The organism is Bradyrhizobium paxllaeri, assembly GCF_001693515.2.
Taxonomy (GTDB): domain Bacteria; phylum Pseudomonadota; class Alphaproteobacteria; order Rhizobiales; family Xanthobacteraceae; genus Bradyrhizobium; species Bradyrhizobium paxllaeri.
The window spans coordinates 1,681,705-1,708,699 of the sequence record NZ_CP042968.1; the positions used below are offsets into that span (position 1 = coordinate 1,681,705).

At 64.6% G+C, this 26,995-nt stretch carries 27 protein-coding genes; 13 read left to right on the top strand and 14 right to left on the bottom strand.

Annotated features, from left to right (window positions below; genetic code table 11):
* Positions 1–53 precede the first annotated feature (53 nt).
* Positions 54–263: a DUF4170 domain-containing protein gene (locus tag LMTR21_RS07950; RefSeq protein WP_057838336.1), complete on the top strand. Its 210-nt coding sequence runs from the start codon at positions 54–56 to the stop codon at positions 261–263.
* 249 nt (positions 264–512) lie between these two features.
* Complete coding sequence (locus tag LMTR21_RS07955) at positions 513–1,070, top strand: hypothetical protein (RefSeq protein WP_065751446.1); 558 nt, start codon at positions 513–515, stop codon at positions 1,068–1,070.
* A gap of 83 nt (positions 1,071–1,153) precedes the next feature.
* Here the strand turns inward: LMTR21_RS07955 and LMTR21_RS07960 are convergent, their stop codons facing one another.
* The gene (locus tag LMTR21_RS07960; RefSeq protein WP_065751447.1) at positions 1,154–2,044 is read right to left on the bottom strand and encodes a metallophosphoesterase family protein; all 891 of its coding nucleotides are present in this window, start codon (positions 2,042–2,044) and stop codon (positions 1,154–1,156) included.
* A 95-nt stretch (positions 2,045–2,139) separates the two neighbouring features.
* Here LMTR21_RS07960 and LMTR21_RS07965 point away from each other — a divergent pair, with 95 nt between their 5' ends.
* From LMTR21_RS07965 to LMTR21_RS07980, 4 genes are all read left to right on the top strand, one after another.
* A complete protein-coding gene (locus LMTR21_RS07965; RefSeq protein WP_065751448.1) occupies positions 2,140–2,628 on the top strand; it encodes an NUDIX domain-containing protein in 489 nt (162 codons plus the stop codon).
* A 72-nt stretch (positions 2,629–2,700) separates the two neighbouring features.
* Positions 2,701–3,843 carry a hypothetical protein gene (locus tag LMTR21_RS07970; RefSeq protein ID WP_065751449.1) on the top strand — a complete coding sequence of 381 codons (1,143 nt, stop codon included), beginning with the start codon at positions 2,701–2,703 and terminating at the stop codon, positions 3,841–3,843.
* Between the two features lie 46 nt (positions 3,844–3,889).
* Positions 3,890–4,825, top strand: coding sequence for a glycosyltransferase family 2 protein (locus LMTR21_RS07975; RefSeq protein ID WP_065751450.1), 936 nt, complete (start codon positions 3,890–3,892; stop codon positions 4,823–4,825).
* Positions 4,826–4,899: 74 nt separating this feature from the next.
* Positions 4,900–5,412: a GNAT family N-acetyltransferase gene (locus tag LMTR21_RS07980; protein ID WP_065751569.1), complete on the top strand. Its 513-nt coding sequence runs from the start codon at positions 4,900–4,902 to the stop codon at positions 5,410–5,412.
* A gap of 39 nt (positions 5,413–5,451) precedes the next feature.
* On the opposite strand, the gene LMTR21_RS07985 is transcribed toward LMTR21_RS07980, so the two are convergent.
* From LMTR21_RS07985 to LMTR21_RS07995, 3 genes are all read right to left on the bottom strand, one after another.
* Positions 5,452–7,251, bottom strand: coding sequence for a cation:proton antiporter domain-containing protein (locus LMTR21_RS07985; RefSeq protein WP_065751451.1), 1,800 nt, complete (start codon positions 7,249–7,251; stop codon positions 5,452–5,454).
* Between the two features lie 133 nt (positions 7,252–7,384).
* On the bottom strand, positions 7,385–9,757 hold the full coding sequence (locus tag LMTR21_RS07990) for a TonB-dependent receptor (protein ID WP_065751452.1): 2,373 nt from the start codon (positions 9,755–9,757) through the stop codon (positions 7,385–7,387).
* 110 nt (positions 9,758–9,867) lie between these two features.
* Positions 9,868–10,290 (bottom strand): DUF2946 family protein, encoded by a 423-nt coding sequence (locus LMTR21_RS07995; RefSeq protein ID WP_065751453.1) that lies wholly within the window; start codon positions 10,288–10,290, stop codon positions 9,868–9,870.
* Between the two features lie 298 nt (positions 10,291–10,588).
* On the opposite strand from LMTR21_RS07995, the gene zigA reads away from it, so the two are divergent.
* On the top strand, positions 10,589–11,794 hold the full coding sequence (gene zigA, locus LMTR21_RS08000) for a zinc metallochaperone GTPase ZigA (protein ID WP_065751454.1): 1,206 nt from the start codon (positions 10,589–10,591) through the stop codon (positions 11,792–11,794).
* Between the two features lie 26 nt (positions 11,795–11,820).
* Here zigA and LMTR21_RS08005 read toward each other — a convergent pair whose 3' ends face one another.
* Genes LMTR21_RS08005 through LMTR21_RS08020 form a run of 4 tightly spaced genes read right to left on the bottom strand, consistent with a single transcriptional unit; the run spans position 11,821 to position 18,643 of the window.
* Positions 11,821–13,884 (bottom strand): hypothetical protein, encoded by a 2,064-nt coding sequence (locus LMTR21_RS08005; protein ID WP_065751455.1) that lies wholly within the window; start codon positions 13,882–13,884, stop codon positions 11,821–11,823.
* Between the two features lie 3 nt (positions 13,885–13,887).
* Positions 13,888–16,698: a DUF4159 domain-containing protein gene (locus LMTR21_RS08010; RefSeq protein ID WP_065751570.1), complete on the bottom strand. Its 2,811-nt coding sequence runs from the start codon at positions 16,696–16,698 to the stop codon at positions 13,888–13,890.
* Positions 16,698–17,642, bottom strand: coding sequence for a DUF58 domain-containing protein (locus LMTR21_RS08015; protein ID WP_065751456.1), 945 nt, complete (start codon positions 17,640–17,642; stop codon positions 16,698–16,700). Before LMTR21_RS08015 ends, LMTR21_RS08010 begins: the two co-directional genes overlap by 1 nt.
* Positions 17,642–18,643 carry an AAA family ATPase gene (locus LMTR21_RS08020; protein WP_065751457.1) on the bottom strand — a complete coding sequence of 334 codons (1,002 nt, stop codon included), beginning with the start codon at positions 18,641–18,643 and terminating at the stop codon, positions 17,642–17,644. Before LMTR21_RS08020 ends, LMTR21_RS08015 begins: the two co-directional genes overlap by 1 nt.
* Positions 18,644–18,901: 258 nt before the next feature.
* Here LMTR21_RS08020 and LMTR21_RS08025 point away from each other — a divergent pair, with 258 nt between their 5' ends.
* The 5 genes from LMTR21_RS08025 to LMTR21_RS08045 are packed head-to-tail and all read left to right on the top strand — an operon-like array spanning position 18,902 to position 22,458.
* A complete protein-coding gene (locus LMTR21_RS08025) occupies positions 18,902–19,513 on the top strand; it encodes a DUF1285 domain-containing protein (protein ID WP_065751458.1) in 612 nt (203 codons plus the stop codon).
* An 8-nt stretch (positions 19,514–19,521) separates the two neighbouring features.
* On the top strand, positions 19,522–20,184 hold the full coding sequence (locus LMTR21_RS08030; protein WP_430642279.1) for a CoA pyrophosphatase: 663 nt from the start codon (positions 19,522–19,524) through the stop codon (positions 20,182–20,184).
* Positions 20,181–20,444, top strand: a complete 264-nt coding sequence (locus LMTR21_RS08035; RefSeq protein WP_065751459.1) for a DUF6111 family protein — start codon at positions 20,181–20,183, stop codon at positions 20,442–20,444. Before LMTR21_RS08030 ends, LMTR21_RS08035 begins: the two co-directional genes overlap by 4 nt.
* On the top strand, positions 20,441–21,700 hold the full coding sequence (locus LMTR21_RS08040) for a CCA tRNA nucleotidyltransferase (RefSeq protein WP_065751460.1): 1,260 nt from the start codon (positions 20,441–20,443) through the stop codon (positions 21,698–21,700). Before LMTR21_RS08035 ends, LMTR21_RS08040 begins: the two co-directional genes overlap by 4 nt.
* Positions 21,697–22,458 carry a sulfite exporter TauE/SafE family protein gene (locus LMTR21_RS08045; RefSeq protein WP_065751461.1) on the top strand — a complete coding sequence of 254 codons (762 nt, stop codon included), beginning with the start codon at positions 21,697–21,699 and terminating at the stop codon, positions 22,456–22,458. Before LMTR21_RS08040 ends, LMTR21_RS08045 begins: the two co-directional genes overlap by 4 nt.
* Before the next feature lie 52 nt (positions 22,459–22,510).
* Here LMTR21_RS08045 and LMTR21_RS08050 read toward each other — a convergent pair whose 3' ends face one another.
* From LMTR21_RS08050 to LMTR21_RS08075, 6 genes are all read right to left on the bottom strand, one after another.
* Positions 22,511–23,239, bottom strand: a complete 729-nt coding sequence (locus LMTR21_RS08050; RefSeq protein ID WP_065751462.1) for an HAD family hydrolase — start codon at positions 23,237–23,239, stop codon at positions 22,511–22,513.
* A 144-nt stretch (positions 23,240–23,383) separates the two neighbouring features.
* Entirely contained in the window at positions 23,384–23,650 is a 267-nt protein-coding gene (locus tag LMTR21_RS08055) for a YodC family protein (RefSeq protein ID WP_065751571.1), read from the bottom strand.
* A 67-nt stretch (positions 23,651–23,717) separates the two neighbouring features.
* Positions 23,718–24,605 (bottom strand): oxygen-dependent coproporphyrinogen oxidase, encoded by an 888-nt coding sequence (gene hemF, locus LMTR21_RS08060; RefSeq protein WP_065751463.1) that lies wholly within the window; start codon positions 24,603–24,605, stop codon positions 23,718–23,720.
* A gap of 6 nt (positions 24,606–24,611) precedes the next feature.
* A complete protein-coding gene (locus LMTR21_RS08065) occupies positions 24,612–24,977 on the bottom strand; it encodes a 6-carboxytetrahydropterin synthase (protein ID WP_065751464.1) in 366 nt (121 codons plus the stop codon).
* Positions 24,978–25,007: 30 nt separating this feature from the next.
* Entirely contained in the window at positions 25,008–25,640 is a 633-nt protein-coding gene (queE, locus tag LMTR21_RS08070) for a 7-carboxy-7-deazaguanine synthase (protein WP_065751572.1), read from the bottom strand.
* The gene (locus LMTR21_RS08075) at positions 25,637–26,122 is read right to left on the bottom strand and encodes a tRNA (cytidine(34)-2'-O)-methyltransferase (protein WP_065751465.1); all 486 of its coding nucleotides are present in this window, start codon (positions 26,120–26,122) and stop codon (positions 25,637–25,639) included. Before LMTR21_RS08075 ends, queE begins: the two co-directional genes overlap by 4 nt.
* 279 nt (positions 26,123–26,401) lie before the next feature.
* On the opposite strand from LMTR21_RS08075, the gene petA reads away from it, so the two are divergent.
* Positions 26,402–26,932: a ubiquinol-cytochrome c reductase iron-sulfur subunit gene (gene petA / locus LMTR21_RS08080; RefSeq protein WP_057838347.1), complete on the top strand. Its 531-nt coding sequence runs from the start codon at positions 26,402–26,404 to the stop codon at positions 26,930–26,932.
* Positions 26,933–26,995 lie beyond the last annotated feature (63 nt).

Consider the following 26,995-nt stretch of genomic DNA (forward strand, 5'->3'; position numbering starts at 1 on the left):
CGCCGGAATCAATCACGCTACTTGGACAGCTACTTGGACAACAGGAGACTACCATGACCAAAGGCAGCAATTTCTGGGTGATTGGCGGCGAGTTCGGTTCGATGAACTTCCACAAGCTCGTGGAAGGCTCGGCCCAGGTTCAGGGTCCGTTCAAGACCCGCAAGGAAGCCGAGGACGCCTGGCGCGTCGTGTCGGAAGAGAACCGCCACAAGGCCGGCGTACGCTTCTCCATCGTGGAAGAGCCCTCGCGCATCTCGGCCTGAGCCGCTGCTGCCAATAAAGCTAGAAGAAACGCCCCAAGGACAGGCGGCCCCATCCGGAAAACCGGGTGGGGCCGTTTGCGCTTTTCGAGGCCCGCGTCCTTCTCCCTCTCCCGCTGGCGGGGTGGGGGCTGCCGCCGCAGGGGATAACGCCAGAGGGATAACCCATTGAAAACAAACAACCATTGCGCAAGGCATGGTTACTGCTAGGTTAAGCCCAGGCTACTCCCTTCAGGATAAAGGCGGCTCCCGATGTCAAACGCGCAAAATACCGGCAACGAAGCCCGAGACATGCGACCGACCCGGCTGCGCGATGCGCTGCGCCAGGCCCGCATCGAAGCCGCCGACCGCACCGGTGTCGTGGTCGAACTGCGCGATGCCGAGGTGGCCCGGCTCGAGATCCTGAACGAGGCGCTCGATCCGCTGTTTGCCGAGGTGCCGGAGCAGGTCGACCTGTTCGATCGCGGCGTCAGCCAGGGCGAGACGCCCAGGCTGTGGATCGACGTGGTCGCGCATATCGTGATGGGACGCGACAAGCGCATCTATCGCTTCGTGCAGGACACGCGCTTCGGCCGCATCGTGATCGCCGAGTCGCATGACGTGCCCGTCATCGTCGATGCCGTCACCGGCTATGTCGCGCGCCGCATGATCGAGCGCGAGCATGCGATGGTGGCAACGCCTGCCGCCGCCGAGCCGGTCGTGGAGAAGAAGCCACGCGGGCGCGGCTTCGGTATGTTCGTGCTCGGCTTCCTGCTCGGTGCGGTGGCGCTGTTCGGACTGGCGCTGTATGCGAGCCTGAAGAATCTCTAGCCGGAAGAATTGCGCAAGAATGTAGTGGCGCTGCGTATTGCCGCGGCGGGGGAGAATTCGCTCCAATTGCAGGCCTGAAGAACCTAAAGCAGCGTCGCCTGCTTGATCTGCTTGACGCGGAAGTCGGCGTCGACGGCCCGCACGGTCTGCACGCAGCGCCATTTTCCGCCCTCGCGCGCGATCGAAAACAGGTTGTAGGCCGCGGCCGGATAATGCCGGTGCGGCAGCGCCGACGCCGACGGCACGCCGACCGCGGGGATCCTGTGGCCGGCGCCCTCGATCCACATCGTCGAATGGATGTGGTCATGGCCGTGCAGGACCAGTTCGGCGCCATGCCGCTTCAGCACGGCGCGCAGCGCCTTCGAGTCGGTCAGCCGCTTCATCCGCGACGTCGAGTAAAGGGGGTGATGGACCAGCAGCACCCGGAATGCCTCGTCCGGCGGCAACTGCGCAAGCTCGCGGTCGAGCGCATCGAGCTGCGCGCGGCCGAGCCGGCCGGTCGCCATCAGGGGCAGCGTCGGCACCGCCGAGGAGACGCCGATCAGCGCCAGCGGGCCGCGCCGGCGCAGAAACGGAAACGACGCGCCGTCCGCGGCGGCATCGCCGCGCAGATACTGCTCGAACGTGCCGGCGAAATGATGCCGCGTCGCCCGCACATAGGCGTCGTGATTGCCGGGAACGACGGTGACCTGTTGCGGCGTGCCGACGCTTTCCAGCCAGGCCTGGGCCGGGGTGAATTCCGCTTCCAGCGCCAGGTTGACGAGATCGCCGGTCACCGCGATGTGGTCCGGCCGCTGCGCCTGCATGTCGGCAACCAGCGCGTCCAGCACTTCGCGGCGATGATATTTGTGGCGGTTGCGGGTCCAGTTGAGGTAACCGAGCGCACGCTTGCCGGCGAGATCGCGAAGCCGCGCCGCGGGCAGCGGCGGCAGATGCGGATCGGACAGATGCGCCAGCGTGAAGGTATCAGTCATTCGCGCTCCGCCGCGTTCCCTGTGATATAGAGCCGTCGCACGATCATGTCGGCGATATAAGGATCAAACGTGATAGCTGTCCATCCGAGGTTTGCGTGACGGCGCTACAGCACCTGCGGAAAAGTCTGGGGCCGCAACTGCGGCGCGTATTTCATCTGTATTGGCGGATGGCCCGCGGCATGACGCTCGGGGTCCGCGGCGTCGTGCTCGACGGCGACGACAAGGTGTTCCTGGTCAGGCACAGCTATGTCGCCGGCTGGCACCTGCCGGGCGGCGGGGTCGAGGTCGGCGAGACCTTCCTTGAAGCCTTGCGAAGGGAGCTCGTGGAAGAGGGGCGGATCGAGCTGACCGGGGAGCCGGTGCTGCACGGCCTGTTTTTCAACGCCCACGTATCCCGCCGCGACCATGTCGCGGTTTATGTCGTCAGGCAGTTCCGGCAGGACCGCTTGCCTGAGCCCAACCATGAGATCGTCGAGTGCGGGTTCTATGCGGCAGGTGCGCTGCCGGCGGAGACGACCAGGGGTACGCGACTCCGGATCGCCGAAGTGCTCGACGGCGCGACCCGGATTGCGACCTGGCGCTGACGCTGGGCCCGGTTGTTGCTTCATGCGCTTGCAGCGCCTAGAAGCTGACAAGCGGGGTTGGGCGTGGGCAGGATGAAAATTTTCAGGCTTCTCTGCGGCATTGGCCTGCTCGCGGTGCTGGCGAGCAATGTCTGGACGATGTCGCGCTGGAGCGAAAGCCGCGGGGTCTATGACGACGTCTGCTATCTGCGACAGGCGCATCTGTTCCAGAAGCATGGCCTCGGCGGCATCGATACCAACATCATCTTCGACGACGACGATTATCTCAAGAACAAGCTGAAGGCGATCGGCTATGCGGAATGGAACGTCGTGGCACGGATACCCTGCCACACCTTCATTCCGGCCGCCGACAAATACGTGATGCAATACCCGCCGGGTACCGGGTTCGCGCTGGCGCTGTTTCGCGAGGGATTCCAGGTAATCCCGCTCTACATGGTGGCGAACGTGACGGTCCTTGCCTTCGCGCTGCTTGCATTGTTTCGCGCACGCGATCCGGCCTTGCTGGCGCTGGCCGCGATATTCGGCTTTGCCGCGCTTTACTTGATGGTCAACCCGAGCAAGGCGAGCTATTCGGTGCCGCCGACCATGATGGTGTGCGCAGCCGCGGGATGCCTGACGGCGAGATATTTCGTTGAGGGACCGCGGCGCCGCCTTCAACTGCTCGCGCTGGTAGGGCTGCTTGTCGGCCTCTCCGTCAATTTCCGCCTGCCGAACCTTTTTCTCGCCGTGGGCTATTGCCTCTATCTTGCCGGCGCGTTCCTGCTGGCGCGCAGCAGGGAGACTTTCCTGCAGGGGGCCGCCTTCGGCGTAGCTTTCCTGATCGGAATGGCCCCGACATTGATCGCGAATGCGATCAATGCGGGGAGTCCGTTCTCGACCACCTATGGCGGCGTCGATGTCGCGCCGCCCGAGCTGAACGCAAGCGTCCTGTTAAGCTATCTCGTTGACGTTCAATTCACCTTGCTGGCGATATCGGCCGCCTGGACCGTCTGGCTCTGGCGCCTCGATCAAGGCCGCGGCCGTCAGATTGCGCTCCTGGTCGCCGTAAACCTTGCGGTAAACCTGATTTTCTTCATGACCCATCCGATTTTTACGCCATATTATATTATTCCCATCGAGATGATTTCCCTCTGGACCTTGCTGTTCGCAACGCTCGACCTGCGCGGCGAACGGGCCGCCGACAGTGCGGCCTTCCCTCAACCGGCCAACGCCTGATTGCGGTATGACGCGCCATGGACGGACTTAATTCGGCGAGCGTGCAATGACGGGACCGGGCTTGCGGATTGCGGTTCTGGTGCCGTGCTACAATGAGGAGGCCGCGGTTGCGACCGTGGTCTCGGATTTCCGCGACGCGCTGCCGACGGCTCAGATTTTCGTCTACGACAACAATTCCAGGGATCGCACCATCGAGGTGGCGCGCACAGCGGGCGCGATCGTGCGCAGCGAGCGCCGCCAGGGCAAGGGACATGTGGTGCGGCGCATGTTCGCCGACATCGATGCCGACGTCTATGTGCTGGTCGATGGCGACGCCACCTATGACGCGCCGAGCGCGCCGCGTATGATCGATAAGCTGATCAACGAACGCCTCGACATGGTGGTGGGCTTTCGCGTCGATCAATCCGTTGCCGCCTACCGGCCCGGCCACCGCACCGGCAACTGGATGCTGACGAGCTTCCTGTCCGTAGTGTTCGGCCAGGCGTTCAAGGATATCCTGTCCGGCTACCGCGTGTTCTCGCGCCGCTTCGTCAAATCCTTTCCGGTGCTATCGGACGGTTTCGAGATCGAAACCGAACTCAGCGTCCACGCGCTCGAATTGGCGTTGCCGGTGATGGAGGTCGAGACTCCGTACTATGCCCGTCCCGAGGGCTCGTTCAGCAAGCTCAACACCTGGGGCGACGGTTTCCGGATTCTCGGCACCATCCTGAAGCTCTACAGGTCGGAAAAGCCGCTGCGGTTCTTCACACTCATAGGCGTGTTCCTGATGCTGGTCTCGGTCGGCCTCGCGATTCCGATCATCATCACCTTTCTCGAAGAGGGCGTCGTGCCCCGGCTGCCGACCGCCGTGCTGTCGATGGGGCTGATGATCGTGGCGGTGCTGTCGGTGTCGTCGGGGCTGGTGCTGGATACGGTGACGCGCGGCCGCCGCGAAATGAAGCTTTTGGCCTATTTGTCCCAGCCCGCCATCGGCAAGAATTGAGATTGAGGCAATACGGCGATTGCCGCTTCCAGCGATGGACCGCGCCGCCGCCAGATGCTATCCCGCGCCCCATCATGAGCGAACTTGACGTCACCATCCTGGCTGAAACACCAAAGGACGCGCAGGCGATCGAACGCCTGCACGAGCGCACCTTCGGCCCCGGCCGTTTCGTGCTGAGCGCCTACCGCCTGCGCGAGCATGTCGATCACTTGCTTGATCTCTCATTCACGGCGCGGATCGGCACATTGCTGGTCGGCTCGGTGCGTCAGTTGCCGATCTGCATCGGCGATACGCCGGGCCTGATGCTCGGGCCGTTGACGGTCGAGCCGCCGTTCCGGAAGCGCGGCGTCGGCCGCATGCTGCTCGACCGCTCGCTGCAGGATGCCAAGGCCAAGGGCCATCGGCTGGTCATTCTGGTCGGCGACGAGCCCTATTACAGCCGCGTCGGCTTCAAGGTCATACCGAAGGGACGGGCGACCATGCCGGGTCCCGTCGATTACAACCGCCTCTTGGTGGCTGAGCTCGTCGAGGGCGCCTTCGAGGGGGTCTCCGGCGAAATCCGCCCCGACTGGAGCAAGGCGCGATAGCGCCGACGACGGCGAAGGCGTCGTTCCGCGGCCTCGTCGCTATCGGAAAAGTCGCCGCCTTTTGGTGCCGGCCACCGGCTTCGACGCGGACCCGGCGCTTCCGGCTGCCTGCTGCAGTTCGTGCCGAAACTCCTCGCGCTTCTCGTGGATGGAGGCAACGACCAGCCCCATTGCCACTCCCAAGCCGATCAGGGCTGCTTCCGATAACAGCAGGCTTGCCTCGATGGTTTCCGGCACGGCGTCGGTAACGCCAATGCCATAGAGATGTCGCGCGTGGTCGGCGTCGCGCGCGCGAGAAACGATCAGGATGTCTTTCCGCAGTGCGCGAACCTGCGCGACGATTTCGTCGATGCCCTTGGCTTCGTTGATCGTGACGATGACGGCGGCAGCCTCCATGAGGCCGCAGCTCTTCAGAAACTCCGGGTTTGTCGCATCACCGTAGAAGACGGTACGGCCCCGCCTGCGCTGCTCCGGAACGGCCGCGGCATCGTTGTCGACGGCGGTGTATTTGAACTGATGGCGATCGAGCATGGCGCAGACGACCTGTCCAACCCGGCCGTGCCCAACGACAATGGCATGGCCGCTCCCGCCGCTCGGTGCGACGGTGAGTTCAGGATCAAGCGGTTTGTCCTCGCGCACCATCGGCGCCAGCCGCCGTGCGACATGAGAAAGCGCGGGGGTGAGCATCATGGTCAGCGTGGTCAGCGCGACAGCGAAGCTGGATACGTTGGCGTCCATCAGGCCAAGCGTCGTCGCCAGCCCGATGCCGACAAAAGCAAATTCGCCGCCAGGACCAAGCAGCAACCCGACCTCGATCGAAGCCGGCCAGGAGAGGCGAAACATCCGGGCCAGGAAGATGGCGATGGTGGACTTTACGACGAGCAGCCCGGCCGCACCTGCAATCAGCCAGACCGGATCGCGCGCAATCTGCCCAAAATCGATGTTCATGCCGACCGTGAAGAAGAACAGGCCGAGCAAGAGGCCCTTGAACGGATCGATCGCAGTCTCGATCGCCTTGCGGAATTCCGTCTCGGCCAGCAACAGGCCTGCGACAAAGGCGCCAAGCGCCATGGAGAAGCCGACCAGGGCGGCGACTACCCCGGTCGCGACGATCACGAACAGCGTCGTGGCGACGAACAGATCGCTCATGCCGACCGATGCCACAAGACGGAACAGGGGACGCATCACCACACGGCCAACGACGACGATCACGCCAAGCGCGATGGCGGCATTGGTGAGCGCGAGCAGCAGTGTCGCGATGACCGAACCGGAGTCTTCCGCGCCAAAAATGGAGATGAAGAGCAGGAGAGGGGCTACCGCCAGATCCTGCGCCAGCAGGACCGCGAAACTGGCGCGCCCCGCGCTTGTATTGAGCCGCTTCTGCCTGGAAAAAATCTCGACGACGATGGCGGTCGAGGACAAGGCGAGACACACACCGAGGATGAGCGCTACCGGAGCCTTGCTGCCCGCCAGCGCGGCGACGAGGCCGATCACCACCGTCGAGAGCACGATCTGCAGGGTACCCAATCCGAAAATCAGGCGGTGCATCGCTTTCAATCGGTCGTAGGACAACTCCATGCCGATGAGGAAGAGCAGGAACACAACGCCGAGGTTGGCAATGCCAGAGACGTTTGCGGGGTCGACGACGGTAAACCAGTAGAGAAACGGAAACCTGTCGATGAACGATCCCAGCCCGAGAGGCCCCAGGATCGCGCCGGCTCCGAGGTAGCCGAGAACAGGGTTGAAGCCGAACCGCCGTACCAATGGAATGACGACGCCCGCGGTGCCGAGCAGAACGAGCGCGTCGCTATAGACGTGAACATTGATGGACGAAGTCATCTAGTCGATGTGCATCCGCTTCCAGAGGGGAGAGGAGGTCTGACGGCGGATCTGGTATCCGCCGTCCTCGCGGTCGAACGTTAGCTGGTACCCCCAGCCAACGCTACCCCATGGAGCACACTGTATCCGCGTCCTAAAACTTCAGATTGGCAAACGCACGCACACCAAGGCCCGGCATCAGAACCTGATCCTTGGTGTAAGACACCGAATTGCGGATGTCCTCGTTCAGCAAATTGTTGCCGACGAGACCGACCGTCATTTCCCGCGCGCCGAACCAAGTTGGATCGAGCTTCGTGTTGTAGCTTATTTCGGCCCTCAGGAGATTATAACCGGCCGTCGGGGTCTCGGCGATCACAGCCACATCGTTCTGTGCGAAGGCGTGCAACAGGTTGACGCGCGCGAACCAGTTTGTGTCGCGGTAGTAGACGCCGCCGCCCAGCCGCTGCGGCGGAATGCGGGGTACATTGGTGCCGTCGTCGAACGTCGCGCGAACGATGTCATATTGACCTTCGATTCCCCAAAGGCCGTTCCAGACCGGCATCACGTCGTACTGGAACTGGAACTCGGCGCCGCGAAACGTCGCGTCGCGCTGGGAGTAGATCGCCTGGTTCAGTTCGAGACCTGGACCAAGCTGGCACACACCGTCCTCGCAAGTATTGCCGGTCAGGCGGCGGAAAATAAAGCCGTTGAACTTTGTGTAATAGCCGGTGAGCTCGAACCGGAATGGTCCCGTCGCCCTCCGCAATCCCGCCTCGATCGACTTTGCGGTTTCGATTCCGAGATTGGGATTGCCGATGTCGAAAGTCGCGGTGGCATCGTGGCCGCCGCGCGAAAACAGTTCCGCCGGCTTTGGCGCGCGCTCGACATACTGCCCGGTGATGCTGGCGACCAGATTCCATGGCAGGTTCTGGATCAGGCCGATGCTGCCGCTCTTCGGGGTGAAGTTGCGGTTGAATGCCGTCGCGGGGCCGATGGCGTTGGGATCGACGTTGAGGTCGAACGCGTCGGGGACAAAGGCTGGCGCCGTTCCGCTCAGGCTGGCGTTCTCGATTCGTCCGGCGACTTGCGCCTTGGTGACGTCGCTGAACCTGAACTCGTTGAAGATGTAGCCGGCGACCTTCGTGTTCTTGTTCGGATCGAACAACCCGTTGACCGGGCTGCCGGGATCGTCGGGGCTCGGCGCGGTCAGCTTCTGGTGCGATGCCTGAACGCCGACAGCGGTGGTCAGCGCGGCAAAGCGGACGTTGAATGGCGCAAACTGCACCTCGACGCGGCCTTCCTGTTCCTTGTTGGTAAAAGTCTGCCGCACGCCGAGCGTCGTCAGGTCGGCAGGGTCGGCGAGCCCGATTTCGTTGTGCTTGTAGTCGGTCGCCCCGGCCCAGAACCGGATCGCGTCGATAGCCGCAGTGTCCGGCCGGTATTCGCCCTTGGTGGTGAACTTTGTCTGTTCTCCGTCGATCCGGGTCAGGTGTTCGGCGCCGTCGATGCCGGGGATGTGGTAGAGCGCGTTGTGCTGCGTAATCGCCGCGCCAATGAAGCCGCCATTGAAAATGTAGGAGCCGCCGACCGATCCGCCGTAGGCCTGCGATGCGGAATTCGGCTGGCGTCCGTTGAATGGCAACGTCGGGTCGGTCAGATACGGATAGCTCGGGATGGAGTAGTCGCCGGCCTTGCGGCCGAAGGCGTCGGCATGCACCGCGAAGTTTCCTCCGCCCGCATCGAGCAGCACGGCACCATCGGCGCCGCGATCGACCGAACTCACCGCGGTCCGCGTTTCGGCAGTGACGCAGCCCGGCGATCCGACATTTGCCAGTGGCGCCTTGGTTGGGAGTCCGTAGGTCGGAAACGGCGCCGCGCAGGACGGCAAGGCATCCGGAATGCGATTGTTGGTTCCGCTGACCACGCCGCCGATCGCGGTGGAGCCGTAGCGCAGCGTAGCCGGTCCGCGGATGACCTCGACCTGGTTGGTCGACAGCGGGTCGATCGGAACGAAGTGATCCTCGCCGAGATCGGACGCGCCGTTGCTGCCGATTCCGTTCTCGACGATGCCGACGCGGTTGACGTCGAGGCCCCGAATGATCGGCCGGCTGGAGGCGCCGGGTGCAAAGCTCGAGCCGGTGATGCCGGGCTTCGAGAACAGGAGATCGCCGAGCGTGCCACCGCCGTTGCGGCGGATTTCCTCGTTGGGCACGACGGTGACGGTTGCGAACTGGTCGGTCACGACAGGCAACACGCCTTGCTGTGGCGCAGCGGCGGCCGGGGCGGCCTGCGGTTCTGGCGCCGGTTGGCGGTTTTGGCCCGGCGCTGCACGGGCAACGCGTGCCGGCGTTCGCGAGGGCACTACCGGCTTGCGCCGCGCGATCGGGCTCGGCGCCGTCACGGTGATTTCAGGCAGTGGCGTCGATGCCGGTGGCGTGGCCTGGGCCAGCGCCCCGTCGGCCGTTGCGCACAGCAATAGCCAGCTTGCTCCACCGAGGTAGAGCGCTCGTTTCTTCTTTGAAGTCATTGTCCCGATCCTGATCCCGTCGATATGCGACGGATCGATTCCGATTTTCCCTCGGCGGATCGGCCGCGCGGCGCGGCTATCCCCTCGGAAAGTGCGTCAATCAATCGAAGTCAGGAGACGGGAGGCGCGCGCGACTGGAACGCGGGATGAAGCGAGCCGAGATGCGCGAATTCGGCGCCGGTGGTCAGGTGCAGTAGTTCGACCGCCTCCGGCAGATTCAGCAGCGGCGGCGAGGCGAACAGGAAATTATTGGCCAACGAAAGGACGGCGCAGACCGCGCAGAGCTTGGCCGTGTGCTGGTCGTCATCGTGGCCAGCGGGCTGTTGCGGCTGCGTGGATTCGGAATGTGCATCCTGCGCGGCGAGGGTCGCGGCAATCGCGAGATCGGCGTCGACCAGCCCGCTCTGAACGGCCGGCGCCGCCTGCGCGGCTTCGGTCCCGTGAAAATGCCCGAACGACAACGCAAACTGGACCGCGAGCGCAAACAGCGCCAGCCGCGAGCCGTGCTTGAGGTGTTTCCGGAACCAGTTCACGACGCCTACGCCTTGTCCCCCGGTAGCCCAAAGCATCCCGGCCAACCGATGTTACATTATAACATCGGGAAAGGCGGTGGAGTGTCAATCGTCATCCTTGCTCGTCCGCCCGGTCGCCCGACAATTCAATCGGGTGTGGGATTTGTGCAACAGCGACGTTCCTGCTCGCGAAGATTTCCGGGCATCGGTTGACAAGAGTCTCGAAGGTGGATGTTATGTTATAACATAACATCGATGGACCCAATGCGTCGTCTCTCCCGGTTAGGGCCCCGCAAGCTGAAGAGGCTTTTTGATCTCCATGCGCAAACTCCCCGTCACCGTCTTGTCCGGCTTCCTCGGGGCTGGAAAGACAACTTTGCTCAATCACGTGCTCAACAATCGCCAGGGCCTGAAGGTGGCGGTGATTGTGAACGACATGAGCGAGGTCAACATCGATGCCGACCTGGTTCGAGATGGCGGTGCGAACCTCTCTAGGACGGACGAAAAGCTGGTCGAGATGACCAACGGCTGCATCTGCTGCACGCTGCGCGACGACCTGCTCAAGGAAGTGCGCGCGTTGGCAGAGAGTGAGCGGTTCGATTACCTGCTGATCGAGTCGACCGGCATTTCCGAGCCGCTGCCGGTGGCTGCGACCTTCGACTTTCGCTCGGAGGAGGGTGAAAGCCTGTCCGACGTGTCTAGGCTCGATACGATGGTCACGGTCGTCGATGCCGTCAACCTGCTGAAAAACTATTCGTCTACCGTTTTCTTGAAGGATCGCGGCGAGTGGCTCGAAGGCGACAGGCGCACACTGGTCGATCTGCTGGTCGAGCAGATCGAATTTGCCGATGTGATCGTGCTCAACAAGATCGATGCTGCTTCGCAGGGAGAACGCGACGCCGCCCGAATGATTGTCCGATCTCTGAATTCCGAGGCCGATATCATCGAGACCAATTTCTCCAATGCGCCGCTGGAGCGCATTCTCGATACCGGTCGCTTCGACTTTGAACGCGCACAGCAACACCCGTTGTGGTTCAAGGAGCTCTATGGGTTTGCAGACCATAAGCCCGAGTCCGAAGAATATGGCGTCAAGCATTTCGTCTATCGCGCGCGCCGGCCGTTCGACCCCGCGAAATTTCATCAATTCCTGAATGAAAGCTGGCCGGGCGTCATCCGCGCCAAGGGACATTTCTGGATTGCAACTCGCCCGCAATGGCTTGGTGAGCTGAGCCAGGCCGGCGCGATCGTCAGAACCGAGGGGCTGGGATTCTGGTGGGCGAACGTGCCGGCAGATCGCTGGCCGAACGATCCGTTCTGGCGACAATCACTGAAGCAGAACTGGAGCGAGGTTTATGGCGATCGCCGGCAGGAGATCGTCTTCATCGGCACGAACATGGATCAGGACGCGATAACGGCGCGACTTGATGCGTGCCTTGTTTCGGGAAAACCGGGAATGCGAATTGCGGAATGGTCCGGGCTCGTCGATCCATTCCCGAAATGGCGGCGCGCGGACGAGGCTGCATAGAGCGATCTATGTGCTCGGCGCCGCGCTCACCGCCCCTCGCGCAACCAGGTCGCCGCGAACGCACCGAGCAATAGCAACAGCCCGACGAGGCCAGCGAACATCGGCAGCACGCCGACGCCCTTGACGACGCTGGCGTCGCGCATCTTGACGCCCATCCAGCCGTCGCCGTGGAAGATGCCGGAAGCGCGGACCGGCACGACGCGGGGGAGGTCGACGCTTCCGCCGTCGGCCACGCGGCGCGCATCGCCGCCGGTCGCCTGCGTCAGCGGCTTGAGCATCTCGATGGTCGACGTGACTTCCGAAAATTCCTTCGGATTGGTCGGCCCCACATTAATCAGCGCTTTCAGCGCGCCGTCGGTTGCCTGCCACAGGCCGAGTTCGTTGGCGGGAAGGGTGGAGCGCCAGGTGCCGGGCTCGCTTGCGGTCAGCGTGAGTTCCTTGGTGGCGCCGCTCGGCGAGGTCACCGTCACCGGCGGCACGTTGTCGGCCATGGTCTGGCGCAGCACCACGAGGTCCTTGCCCTGGATCTGCAGGCGCAACGCTTCCTCGTCCAGATCCGGCTGCTTCATCAGCCAGTGCGAGGTCCGGCGCAACAGATCCAGATGCGGTCCACCGCCTTCGTAGCCGCGTGCCCACAGCCAGATGTGGTCCGTCAGCAGTAGCGCAACGCGGCCTTCGCCGAAGCGCGACAGCAGCAGCAGCGGCTTGCCGTCGGCGCCGGTCATGACAGGCGCGCCGATCGCGTTGCGTGTTTCTACGGTGCGGAAGAAGCGGCTCCAGCGCGGCGGCTCGCTGGCGGAGCCTTCGAGGCCGCGCGTCACCGGATGACGCTTACCGGCGTCGCTCAGGTGCGCGTAGAACGGTTTTTCGCTGACGCCGACCGGCTCGGCCGGCAGCACCGTGTCCAGCGGCGTACGCCAGATGCTGGTGGTGGAGGCGTAGTCCGGCCCTGCCGATACCAGCACCGCTCCGCCGGCGCGGACATAGCGCGCGATGTTGTCGAAATAGGCGATCGGCAGCACGCCCTGGCGGGCGTAGCGGTCGAAGATGATCAACTGGAATTCGTTGATCTTCTGCTGGAACAGTTCGCGGGTCGGAAACGCGATCAGCGACAATTCGTTGATCGGCGTGCCGTCCTGTTTCTCCGGCGGACGCAGGATCGTGAAATGCACGAGATCGATGCTGGCGTCCGACTTCAGGAGATTGCGCCAGGTACGTTCGCCGGAATGCGGCTCGCCGGATACGAGTAGCACGCGGAGCTTGTCGCGCACGCCTTCGATCGCGACCACGGCGCGGTTGTTGACCAGCGTCAGTTCGTTCTCGAGCGGCGAAGCCTCGATCTCGACGATGTTCGCGCCGGCATGCTTGATGTCGACTTCGACATTGGCGGTCTGGCCGCTGACGAGATTGCGCTCATTGATCACCTCGCCGTCGCGGCGCACCACGATCTTCGCGCGCTGGCCGGTGACGCCCTGGTCGTCGAGCCGGTAGGTGATGGTCTGGGGCTGTCCGACGATGCCGAAGCGCGGCGCGGCCGAGATCGCGATGCGGCGATCGCGCTCGTCCTTGCGCCCGGTGACGAGCGCGTGCACCGGCGCCTGGAAGCCGAGCGCGGCGGCGTTGGCGGGAATGTCATGCACCCGGCCGTCGGTGATCAGGAACGCGCCGGCGACGCGGTCGACCGGAACGTCCGACAGCGCCGAGGACAGCGCGCCGAACAATTTGGTGCCGTCGGTCTCGCCGTCGGCCTGTCCGGCGTCGACGACGCGCACTTCCAGGCCCTTGATCTTCTTCAGCGTGTCGACGAGGGCTTCCTGTGCCTTCGCCGTCTCCTGGTTGCGGGTGCCGAAATTCTGGCTCGGGCTCTTGTCGACCACGACGGCGGCCACCGATGACAGCGGCTCGCGTTCCTCGCGCGTGAAGGAGGGATTGGCGAGCGCGAGCAGGATCAGCGCCAGTGCCGCCACGCGAACCGCAGCGCCGCGTGCGCGGCCGAGCAGCAACAGCGCCGCGATCGCGACGATCGCGGCCAGCGCGACCCAGAGCACGATGGTCGGAACGAGGGGGGTGAACGCGATACCGTAGTTCATGCTCTATTGCCCCAGCCGTTCGATCAGAGCGGGTGCATGGACTTGATCAGCCTTGTAGTTGCCGGTCAGCGTATACATCACGATGTTGACGCCGGAGCGGAAGGCGAATTCGCGCTGCCGCGGCTCGTTCGGCGTCAGCGGCAGCATGGCCTGCCCGTCGGGGCGATGCGCCCAGGCGCCGGCGAGATCGTTCGAGGTGATGATGATGGGCGATACGCCGTCGCCGCCGCGCGCCGGGCGCGAGGCCGCGTCGTCGTCATCCTCGCGCGGCAGGGTCTCGACCCAGGTCTGGCCCGAGGTGAAGCGGCCGGGGAAGTCACGCAGCAGGTAAAACGTCTTGGTCAGCACGTGCTCGCGCGGCACCGGCTCCAGTTCGGGGACGTCGAGGGAGGAGAGAATTTCGCGCAAGGTGCGCATGCCCGGCGTCTGCGACGCGCCGTTCTCGCCGGGCGGCGCCTCGATTGCATCGCGAGTGTCGAACAGCACGGTGCCGCCCTGTTTCATGTAGGCGTCGATGCGGTTGATGGCATCCTGCGGCGGCTTCGGCGCGCCCGGCACCACCGGCCAGTAGATCAGCGGAAAGAACGCCAGTTCATCGCGCGCGGGATCGACGCCGACGGGATCGCCGGCCTCCAGCGCCGTGCGCTGCGCCAGGAACAGGGTCAGCCCGGCCATGCCGGCCTTGACGATGGAATCGACATCGGCATTTCCGGTGACGACATAGGCGAGGCGCGTCTGCGACACCGACTTGATGGCGAAGTCATCGTTGCCCTGGGCGCGCGTCGGCGAAGGCGTGATCGGGGCTGCGGCCAGGATCGCGGCCAGCAGAACCGTGGCAGCCGCCGTGCGCCGCCGCCACAGCGCGGCAAGACCGGCGCCCAGCATCGCCACCACGACCGCGTCGATCAGGAACAGCACCAGCGACGACGACAGCAGGATGCCGCGCAGATCGCGCGGTTCGGCATTGGTGTAGCTGGCGCGCTGCGCACGCAAGGAAGCTGTATCGAGCGGCGCGATGCGATCGGCCGCGGCCAGCGTGTTGACCGCAATCGGGCCGTCGGCCGGGCCGTAGAAGCCCGGCGGATGTTCGGCCGTGGCGCGGTCGCGATAATCCGCCGGCATCGGCTTTGCGGTCGAGGGCGGCGGTCCGAAGGCGCCGAAACCGTCGAGGGTGCGCAGCGGCGCAACCGTCTCGACATTGGTCGCCTCGCTCGCAACGCCGGCACCGGGCTTCGATGTATAGCCGGACATGTCGACCAGCCGCCGCAGCATTTCGACGAAGCTGCCGGACATCGGCAGGTCCGACCAGCGCGAGTCGGCGCCGACATGGAACAGGCTGACGATGCCTCTGCCGCGATGCTCGCCGGTCACCAGCGGCGTGCCGTCTTCCAGCGACGCCCAGGTCTTGGTGGCGAGCACCGCATCCGGCTCGGCCAGAACCTGCCGGTTGACGGTGATGTCCTTCGGCACTGTGAGGCCCGCGAACGGGCCGTCGGCGGCGAAGGAGGCCAGATGCTGCGGCTTTTCCCAGGTCAGGCTGCCGCCGAGGATGCGGCCGCCGCGACGCAATTTCACCGGCACCAGATCGTCATCGGCCTGCGCCAGGCGGGGGCCCGCGAAACGCACCAGCACGCCGCCCTGATCGATCCATGCATTCAGCCGCTCGCGGATCTCCGGCGACAGCGTGCCGACATCGGCGAGCACGATCATCGGCAAACGCTGATCGAGGAATTGCGCGATCACCTGCTGCGCCGCGCCACGGTCGCCGAGTCGCACGTCGGCGAACGGCGACAACGCGCGCGTCAGATAGAAGGTCGATGCCAGCAGCGGCTGGGCGGTATCGCTGGTCGCGCCGGTGACGACGCCGACGGCGCGCCGCCGCCAACGCTTGTCGAGCAGTTGCACGGCGCCGGCCGATCGCTCGCCCGATATTTCCAGCCGCGAAATGTCGTTGCGCAGCTCGACGGGCAGATCGAACGCGGCTTCGCTCTCGCGATCCTGCATGCCGAAGGCGTAGCGCGCCTCACCGATCGGCGAGCCCTTGGCGTCGATCGCCCGAACCACGCCGGCCGCGACGCCGCCGGTGGTGCGCAGCACCTTGACCGTCATCTTCGCCGCGGCGTTTTCGGCGGCGACCAGCGCCTGCGCCGGGGCCGCGCCGCCCTCGAACACCGTCAGCTTGCGGTCGCCGAGCGTCTTGGCGAGATTTTCGACGAACTCGCTGCCGCGCCCGGTATCGACGCCGTCGGACAGCCACGCGATCTCGGCATCGCCGGTGGCCTTCAGGAAGCGGTCGAGCGAGGCGAGCGTGTCGACGCGATCGACCGAATAGGGCTTTGGCGAAATCTGGCGCAGCGCAACGCGCGCGGTACCGGCCGGCATCAGCGTGATGTCGCGTGCGGGCTCGGAGAGCGGAACCAGCGCCACGCCGCGGCGATCGTTGTCGGCGTTGGCGATCAGTTCGTCAGCGGCCTTGACCCGCGTCTCCCAGCTTGCCGCCGCGCTCCAGCCGTCGTCGAGCAGGATCACCAATGGCGCGTTGCTGCCGCCGACCCCGGTCTGCGGATTCCAGATCGGGCCTGCGGCGGCGAGAATGACCAGCGCGGCGGCGGCGAGGCGCAGCAAGGTCAGCCACCATGGCGTTCGCGACGGGGTTTCTTCCCTCGGCTTGATGTCGAACAACAGCCGCGTCGGCGGAAATTCGATCCGCCGTGGCCGCGGCGGCATCACGCGCAGCAGCCACCACAATACCGGCAGGCTCAACAGGCCCAGCAGCAGCAGCGGTTGCGCAAAGGTTAGGGGGAGCCCTGCGATCATGCGCTACGCCCCGCCTTGACGGTTGAGCCGCGCACATTGCCCTTGGCTGCCATCATGCCCGAATGCAGGAACAGCAGGAGTTCGGCGGCGGAGCGGCTGGTGGTGTGGGTCGAGAACAGCCAGTCGAGCCGGTTGGTCTCGCTGCGGATCTCGTCGCGATGCAGGGCGACGCGCGCGACATAGTCGCTGGCCCAGCTCTCGGCGCGGCCGGCGGTGATGACGCCAAAACCTTCCGGCTCGACGAATTCGACCCGGCCGGCATAGGGAAAGGTTTCCTCGGCGGGGTCGACGACCTGGATCAGCGTGCCATGCGCGCCGGAGGCGGACAGCCCTGCGAGCATCGTCCTGATTTCGCTCATCGGCGACCAGAAGTCGGACAGTACGACAATTTCGGCCAGCGCCGACGGCACAAAGGACGGCGGCAGGCTGGCGCGCGCCGTATCGTCGTGCAGCATCGCTTGCGCCATCTTGTCGATCACGTTGCGGCTCGCAGTCGGGTTCATCAGGCCGGGAATGCCGACGCGCTCCCCGCCTGAAACCAGGAGTTCGGCGAGCGCAAATGTCACGATCAGGCCGCGCTCCAGCTTGCTGTCGCGCGCGCCCTTGGAAGCAAAGACCATCGACGGCGAGCGGTCGGGCCACAGCCACACGGTATGGGCGGCCTCCCATTCCTGCTCGCGGACATAAAGATGATCGTCGCGCGCCGAGCGCCGCCAGTCGACGTTCTGCGACGGCTCGCCGGAGACGAAGCGGCGATACTGCCAGAAGCTCTCGCCGGCGCCGGCGCGGCGCCTGCCGTGCAGGCCATGGATGACGTTGGCGGCGATGCGGCGGGCTTCGAGCACGAGACGGGGGAGCGAAGCGGCGAGCGTTCGGCTTTCGCCATCGGCACGTCGGATTGCTAGAAGCTCCCTGGTCTCGTGACTGGTCTCTGCGGCCATCAACCGATCCGCGTCTTCAATTGTCTGATTACGTCGGGAATGGTGCGGCCTTCCGCGCGCGCCGAGAAGGTCAGCGCCATGCGGTGCTTGAGAATGGGCTCGGCGAGATCGAGCACGTCGTCGATCGAGGGCGCGAGGCGGCCGTCGAGCAGCGCGCGGGCGCGAACCGCCAGCATCAGCGACTGGCTGGCGCGCGGGCCCGGTCCCCAGGCGATCAGCTTGTCGCTGCCTTCTTCCGGATTGGGACGCGCGGCGCGCACCAGCGACAGGATCGCCTCGACCACGCTGTCGCCGACCGGCAGGCGTCGTACCAGCCGCTGCGCCGCGATCAGGATTTCCGCGTCCATCGCGGCCTTGGCGAGCGTCTCTTCAGCGCCGGTGGTTTCGAACAGGATGCGGCGCTCGGCGTCACGGTCGGGATAATCGACATCGATTTCCATCAGGAAGCGGTCGAGCTGCGCCTCGGGCAGCGGATAGGTGCCTTCCTGCTCCAGCGGGTTCTGCGTGGCGAGCACGTGAAATGGCTTGGGCAGATCATGCCGCGCGCCTGCAACGGTGATGTGCTGTTCCTGCATGGCTTGCAGCAGCGCCGATTGTGTACGAGGGCTGGCGCGGTTGATCTCGTCGGCCATCAGGAGTTGTGCAAACACCGGCCCGGAGATGAAGCGGAACGACCGCTTGCCGGATTGGCTCTCATCCAGCACCTCGGCGCCCAGAATGTCCGACGGCATCAGGTCCGGCGTAAACTGGATGCGCTTGGCGTCCAGCCCGAGCGTGATGCCCAGGGTTTCGACCAGCTTCGTCTTGGCGAGGCCGGGAACACCGATCAGAAGGGCGTGCCCGCCGGACAGGATCGTCACCAGGGTGTTTTCGATCACCCGGTCCTGGCCGAAAATGACGGTGGAGATAGCCTCTTTCGCGGTGCGAATCTGGCCGGCGACCTGTTCCGCCGACCGGACGATCGCGTCTTCGAGTTTCTCGACACCGTCTGCACTCGCCATGTCTTTCTCCTTCAACCCTCTCAACCGCTCATGACACCGCTGGTTGCGTCGTCATCCCACGAACCCATGCTAAACCTGTGCAAAGGCCGTGCATTCGTTGAATTAAACTATCCCCACATTATCGGTACTTTGGGGTATGAACGGCATCACGATATGGCGACTTAATCCGCATTAGTACGGACGCAAATCGTCGGGAACACATATCTCGGTATGCGTGCACCAATCGTGCCAGATCGAGCGCTAGACTCAGGGCAAACAATGGCGAAGCAAGGGCAAACCGGCGCTCAGGGCCTCGAAGGACTAACTGTCGCGGCGAGGGAAGCCGCCAACGCCGCCCCGGCTGGGAAGGGGCTACCTCCGGTCCATCTGTGGAATCCGCCGTTCTGCGGCGATCTCGACATGCGAATCGCCGGCGATGGTACGTGGTTCTATTTGGGGACGCCAATCGGGCGACCGGCGCTGGTGCGGCTGTTCTCGACCATCCTCAAGCGCGAGGACGGCAAGCACTTTCTCGTGACCCCCGTCGAGAAGGTCGGAATCCGCGTCGATGATGCACCGTTCCTGGCGGTGGAGATGCAAGAGGAGGCCGGCGATCATGGCCGGCTGCTGCGCTTTCGCACCAATGTCGACGACTGGGTGCCATGCGATTCCGACCATCGCCTGCGGTTCGAGATGGCCGCCGATGGCGGGCTCACGCCTTACCTGCACGTCCGCGCCGATCTGTGGGCGAAGGTGACGCGCGCGCTCTATTACGATCTGGTTGACATGGGCGAAGAGCGGATGGTCGATGGCCAGCCGATGTTCGGCATCGAGTCGGGCGGCGAGTTCTTTGCGATGGCGGATGCGAAGCAGGTGAGGGACGCGGTTTGAACGAGCCGATGCTGAAAAAGATGGAGGCTGTGCCGATCAATTCGGCGGAGTTCTTCGCACGGAGCAAGACCCGGCTGAACTTCGACGTGCCGCCTGGCCTGGTCGATCCCAATATCGTTCCGAGGACCGGCGATGCGGGCAACGACCGCATGCTTGAAATCGTGGCGCAAGAGCAGCCGGTGCGCCCGGCGGCGGTCTTGATCCCGGTGGTCGATCACCGCGAGCCGACCGTGTTGCTGACGCAGCGCTCGCCGCATCTGAGCAGCCATGCCGGCCAGATTTCCTTTCCGGGAGGCAAGATCGACGCGACCGATGAATCGCCGCTTGACGCCGCCTTGCGCGAGGCGGAGGAGGAGGTCGGCCTCAAGCGCGAGTTCATCGAGCCGATCGGCTATCTCGATCTCTACGGGACCGCCTTCGGCTTTCGCATCCTGCCGACGGTGGCGCGCGTGAAGCCCGGCTTTAAGCTCACGATCAACGAAGGCGAGGTGGTCGATGCCTTCGAGGTGCCGCTGGCGTTCCTGATGAATCCCGAGAACCATCAGGTCCATTCCAAGGAATTCCGCGGCATGGAGCGCTCCTATTACGCCATGCCGTTCGCCGAGCGTTACATCTGGGGCGCGACCGCAGGAATTCTGCGCGTGCTGTATGAGCGGATATATCTCGCATGATCCGTCCGATTCTGACCGAAATCGGAATTTTCCTGATCCCGTTCGTGGCCTATGCGCTGTTCCTGATTGCCACCCGTTCCGGCGTGTTCGTGTCCTCCTCCTGGCCGGCGCGTCTCGTCGCCAAACTGGTGCTGGGATCGCTGGTCCTCGTCGTGGTCAGCTTCGTCCTGCTGGCGCAATTCTCCGGCGCGCCGCCGGGTTCGACCTACGTTCCTGCGCATATCGAAGACGGCAAACTGGTTCACGGGGTCGAGAAATGAGCGAGGCACGCGTGCTGTCGGATGCGCCCTGGCTCAGGTCGGGCCCGGCCGCGCGCGTGCTCGCGTTGCTCAATGGCGACGGCGAGGAAGCCCGCGTGATCGGCGGCGCAGTGCGCAATGCGCTTCTGAAAATTCCCCTCGGCGATATCGACATTGCGACCACGGCGCTGCCCGACGAGGTCGTCCGCCGCGCCAAGGCGGCCGGCATCAAGAGCGTGCCGACCGGAATCGAGCACGGCACGGTCACGCTGGTCGTCGAATCCCAACCGTTTGAGGTCACGACCCTGCGCGAGGATACCGAGACCTTCGGCCGCAAGGCCAAGGTTGCGTTCGGGCGCGACTGGGTCCGCGACGCCGAACGGCGCGACTTCACCATCAACGGGCTGTCCGTCGATGCCGGCGGTGTGGTGCACGACCATGTCGGCGGGCTTGCCGATATCGAAGCCAGGCGCGTGCGGTTCATCGGCGATGCCAGTCAACGCATCGCCGAGGATTATCTGCGCATCCTGCGCTTCTTTCGCATCCATGCCGCCTATGGCGCGGGCGAGCCGGATCGTACCGGCTATCTCGCCTGCATCGACGGGCGCGCCGGGCTTTCGAACCTTTCCGCCGAGCGGGTGCGCATGGAGATGCTGAAGCTGGTGATCGCGGAGGGGGCTGCGGTCGCGGTGCAGGCGATGGCGGATGCCGGCCTGTTGCTCGCGATCTTCGGCGGTGTCGCCTACACGAGAACATTCGCGGCGATGATCGCGGCCGAACGGGCGCTCGGGTTGCCGCCGAACGCCGTGCGCCGGCTTGCCGCGCTCACGGTCGCGGTCACGGAAGACGCCAGGCGTCTCTCGGCACGGCTTCGCCTGTCCAACGCTGAAACCAAGGCGCTGGACTCGATGGGCCATCGCTGGTGGCGGTTCGCCAGCAAGGATGAGGCGCGGGCCCGGCAGCTTCTCTACCGGCTCGGCGAGGATTCTTATCGCGACCGGCTGATGCTGGCGTGGGCGCGGGCCGGCGGCATCGGCAATGGGGCGACGCCCTGGCACGACCTCGCCACCTTGCCGCAGCGCTGGAGCGCGCCGAAATTTCCGCTGAAGGCGGCCGATTTCATCTCCCGCGGCATTGCCGAAGGTCCTGCGCTCGGCCACGTGCTGACGCTGGCGGAAGACGCCTGGCTGGCCGCGGATTTTCCGCTCGAGCCATCTGCGCTGGCCGCGATCGCCGATCAGGCCGCCGCCCGTTTCACCAGAGATCATCGGCTGTGAACATTCTGGCCGGCTTCGCTGACATTTCGCTCGGCCAGTTCCTGCTGGTTGGAAGCATGGCATTGCTGGCCTCCGTCATCGGCGGTCTGGCCGGCTACGGCACCGGTGCGTTGATGCCGCTGGTGCTGGTGCCGATGGTCGGTGCCGAGCCCGTGGTGCCGATCATCGCGATCTCTGCGATCTTCACCAATATCAGCCGCTTCGTGGCGTATTTTCGCTACGCCGATCGACGCCGTGCGCTGATCGTGATCGGCGCCGCCATGCTGACCACCGCGCTCGGCGCCTATGGCTACACGCGGCTGACGAGCGCCGGCGCGGCGCTCGTGATCGGCAGCATGCTGATCCTGAGCGTGCCGCTGCGCCGATTGGCCAAACGCCGCGAGGTCAGGATCGGCGATACCGGCCTCGGTGTCAGCGCCCTCGGTTATGGCGTGCTGGTCGGCGGCACGTCAGGTTCCGGCGTGATCCTGCTGTCGCTCTTGATGGCGTCCGGTCTCGAAGGGGCCGCAGTGATCGCCACCGACGCGGTGATCTCGGTCGTGACCGGTCTCATCAAGATTTCCGTGTTCGGCATGGCCGGTGTCGTCACGGCGCAGGTGCTGGCCCTTGCCCTCCTGATCGGCGCCATTGCGATCCCCGGCGCATTCTTCGCCAAGGCTTTCGTCGAGCGCATGCCGGTGCATATCCATACCGCGATCCTCGATGCCGCCGTGATGGTCGGCGGCGTCGTGATGATCACCGCCACGCTGCGGCACTGATCGGGTCAATGCGTGACGGCTCGGCCGGACAGTTGAGACTTCGGCAGCACCGTCAGCGCTTGCCGGGCAGCAGTTCCGTGAGCGAGCGGATGATGCGGTCGGGCTTCACGGTGGAGTCCGGCGGCAGGCCGTCGCCATGCACGTCGATCCAGATGGCGTAGATGCCGAGCCGCTGCGGCGCCACGACTTCCCATTCCAGATTGTCGCCGATCATCCAGGTGTCGGACGCGCTGACGCCGAGCGTCTGCATGGCGTGCCGATAGGCGCGCTCGTCCGGCTTGCCGAAACCGTGCTCGCCCTCGATCTGGATGTGATCGAAGCGGTGCGACAGCGCGAAGCGTTCGACCTTGGCGCGCTGGGTGCCGGCGGCGCCGTTCGTCACCAGCGCCAGCTTCACGCCGCGCGCCTTCAACGCGTCGATGGCGTCATGCGCGCCGGGGAAGACGAACATTTCCTCTTCACGATAGGCGGTGAAGCGGTCGGCGAGCCGTATCGCCAGTTCCTCCGGCAATGCGTGGCCACCGGCGGTCAATGCGGCAAATCCGTTCCTGACGGTGATGCGCCGCGCCTCGTCCAGCTTCAGCCGCCATTCGGCCTCGGCAACCGCCCAGAATTTGCGCGCGGAATCCAGAACGGCAGTGGCGACCTGCTGCGAGGTCAGCGGCCCGAACTCGGCGGCAAATTCGGACGCGACGTGATGCCAGGCGATTTCCGGGCGGCCATAGGCCGACAGGATGGTGTCGTCCATGTCGATCAGCATCGCGCGGGGGAGTTCGGTCATCGTTTTCGCGGTGTTCTCGCTTCAGGAGCCATCGGCCGCCGGAAGCGTTGGCCGATCTGCCGCGAATATCAGATCAGCCGCACCGGGTCCAATCCCGAGAAAACGACGCCGCCGGGTCCATTTAATGCCGGCGGCGTCAATTACTTACGCAACCTTGTTGCGGCGGTCGCCTTCTTCCTCGTCCTCTTCGTCGTCTTCCTCTTCCTCGTCGTCCTCGTCTTCGTCCTCTTCGTCATCGTCAGACATATCGGTCTCGGCGAGCTCCAGGACGGCAAGCGGCAGCGTCTCGCGAAACAGATCGCCTTCATTGCCCATCCATACGCACACGACGTTGCCGTCCTTGACCTCCACCACGGTGAGTGGATGGCCGCCCGACTTAAGAATGACGACGTCGCCCGGTTTCAAGTCCATGATCTGCTCCTTGGATTGCATGACGAATCGCACCCTAGCGATCCGTCATGACAAGCTGATCATGCGATCATGGCCACTTTACCTCCGGCGGCATCGACGAGAGGATGGAATCCACATTGCCGCCGGTTTTCAGCCCAAAGATCGTGCCGCGGTCGTAGAGCAGGTTGAACTCGACGTAGCGTCCGCGTCGGATCAACTGTTCCTCGCGATCAGCGGCGTTCCACGCCTGCGCAAAATTGCGCCGGACGAGTTCGGGATAGATTTTCAGGAAGGCGCGGCCGACTTCCTGAGTGAAGGCGAGGTCGGCATCCCAGTCGCCCGAGTCATGCCAATCGTAGAAGATCCCGCCGATGCCCCGCGCCTCCTTGCGATGCGGCAGGTAGAAATATTCGTCGCACCATTTTTTGTACTTGTCGTAGTCGGCGACGCTGTTCGATCCCCCGCAGGCTTCCTTCATCGCCTGATGGAAGGCCTGCGTATCGGGGTCTTCCTGGGTGCGCCGGCGGTCGAGCACCGGCGTCAGGTCGGCGCCGCCGCCGAACCAGGCCTTGGTGGTGACGACGAAGCGGGTGTTCATGTGCACCGCCGGCACATGCGGGTTGTGCATGTGCGCGATCAGCGAAATGCCCGAGGCCCAGAACCGGGGATCGTCGGCCGCACCCGGAATCTGCGCGCGGAACTCGGGGGCGAATTCGCCATGCACGGTCGAGCAATGCACGCCGACCTTCTCGAACAGCCGCCCGCGCATGATCGACATCACGCCGCCGCCGCCGGGCTTGCCGGTGTGGTCGGTGCGATCCCACGGCGTCCGCACGAAACGGCCGGCGTCGCCGGGATAGAGGGCAGGGGGCGCCTCGTCCTCCAGCCGCTCGAACGCCGCGCAGATGTTGTTGCGCAACGTCTCGAACCAGGTTCTTGCGCGCCTCTTGCGATCGTCGATAACGGATACGTCCATTGGCGTTCAGCCCTGCGGCCCAAAGTAAGTGCAGCTCTCGTTGCAACTGTCGCGGTGTACGCTGACGTGGGTGATCTTGCCGGCGTGCTGGACCCGCTCGAAGATGTAGCGCGAGATGTTTTCCAGCGTCGGCGTTCCCAGCGCATCGACCTTGTTGAGGAGCTTGTGGTCGAGCGCTTTGCGGACCTCCTCCATGCTGCGTTCGAGCAGGCCGAGATCGAGCACCATGCCGGTTTCCGGATCGGGCGTGCCGCGCACGCTCACCTCGGCGCGAAACGAGTGGCCGTGAATTTCCTCGCTGGCCGCGCCGAAGGTCGTTCCCTTCAGCGAATGCGCGGCCTCGAAGCGAAATGATTTCGTCAGTTCCCACATCTTGAAAGTCTAGGTCCTATTTGATGCCAACTATCTGATACCGAGCGTCTTGTGCGTTTGCAGGCTGAGCCGCCATTGCGGATGGCGCAGGCAGTAGTCGATCGCGCGCGCGGTGTTGCCGATCACGTCGGGGCCGTCCATCGGCTGCAGCGAGAAGCGTTCGAAATCGAGGCCGGCGAAATCTTCCGGTTCAGCGCCTGACTGCGGATAGACCAGCTTCAACTCGTGGCCGCGGCGCACCACGAGGCCGGCGCCGGCTTTCGGGCTGACGCAGACCCAGTCCATCCCCGCGGGCGGCTCGATCGTGCCGTTGGTCTCGATGCCGATCGAAAAGCCGCGCGCATGCAGCGCATCGATGAAGGGGGTGTCGACCTGCAAAAGAGGCTCCCCGCCGGTCAGCACCACATAGCGGTTGGTGTTGTCTCCGGTCCATTGCCCGGCGATGGTGTCGGCGAGTTCGTCCGCCGTGGCGTAGCGGCCGCCCAGTGTGCCGTCGGTGCCGACGAAGTCCGTATCGCAGAACTGGCAGGTAGCGGTCGCACGGTCCTGTTCGCGGCCGGTCCAGAGGTTGCAGCCGGCAAAGCGGCAGAACACCGCCGCGCGGCCGGCATGCGCGCCTTCGCCCTGCAGGGTCAGGAATATCTCTTTGACCGCGTAACTCACCATCTCTCCTTGAGAACCGCATCGGCCTGGATCGCGGAACCGGTCTGCCGCATCGCCTCGCCCAATGCCATGGCGGCCGCCATGGCCACATTGAGCGAGCGCAAACTCGGCCGGATCGGGATCAGAAGCCGCGCATCGACGGCGGCGACGACCTCGTCGGTAACCCCAGCCGATTCCCGCCCGAACAGCAGGACGTCGTCCCTCTCGTAGCGGAAATCCAGGTAGGAACCAGCCGCCTTGGTCGTAAACAGCACCAGCCGGCAACCCGCCTCGTTACGCCATTGCGCGAATTTTGACCATGAGTCGTGGCGGGTGAGGGCGACATGATCAAGATAGTCCATTCCCGCCCGGCGGAAATGCCGGTCCGAGATCGGAAATCCCGCCGGCTCGATAATGTGGGCGGCCACGCCCAGGCAGGCACACAGGCGCAGAATCGTTCCGGTGTTCTGGGGAATGTCAGGCTGGAAAAGCGCAATCTGCATAGGGTCGAGGCTTTGCTGGCGCGAATGAAATGTCTCGAATAAATCACGGCCGGGCGCGGATTTAGTGCATTGCACGCTTGCGAGCCGATAGCGGGCTTGCGCTCTCACGGCAAGGGTGCCAATAGAACGATTCTGGACTGCTTGTTCCGCCGGATTGGGGGAGGAAAAGCGGTTTTTCTGCCGCCGCGGGGGCCGCGGGCGCCGGCAGCCTCCTTCAGGGCGTGCTTTCGCGTGTCCGGGGCGGTTCCGCCGGCTGCAGACAAGAAAGGGCTTGGAATCGTGACGACAGCGTCTTCGGCGGACCATCCGACACGCCGTGATTTCCTTTATGTTGCAACGGGAGCCGTCGCCGCCGTCGGCGCGGCTGCCACGGTGTGGCCGCTGGTTTCCCAGATGAATCCGGATGCCTCGACGATCGCGGCCGGTGCGCCGATTGAGGTCGACCTGACCCCGATCGCCGAAGGACAGGACATCAAGGTGTTCTGGCGCGGCAAGCCGATTTACATCAGCCACCGGACCAAGAAGCAGATCGAAGAGGCCCGCAAGGTGCCGGTAGCGAGCCTGCCCGATCCGCAGAGCGATGAGTCCCGGGTCAAGGCGGGGCATGACCAGTGGCTGGTCGTGGTTGGTATCTGCACCCATCTCGGCTGTATCCCGATCGCCCATGAGGGCGCCTATGACGGCTTCTTCTGCCCGTGCCACGGTTCGGTTTACGACACCTCGGGCCGCATCCGTCAGGGACCCGCGCCGAGCAACCTGCCGGTTCCGCCCTACACATTCGTTTCCGACACCAAAATCCAGATCGGCTAAGGGCTCGGGCGCCAGCCCGAGACCCCTTAATCCGTCGCGTCGTCTTACTTCCTCAGGATCGCA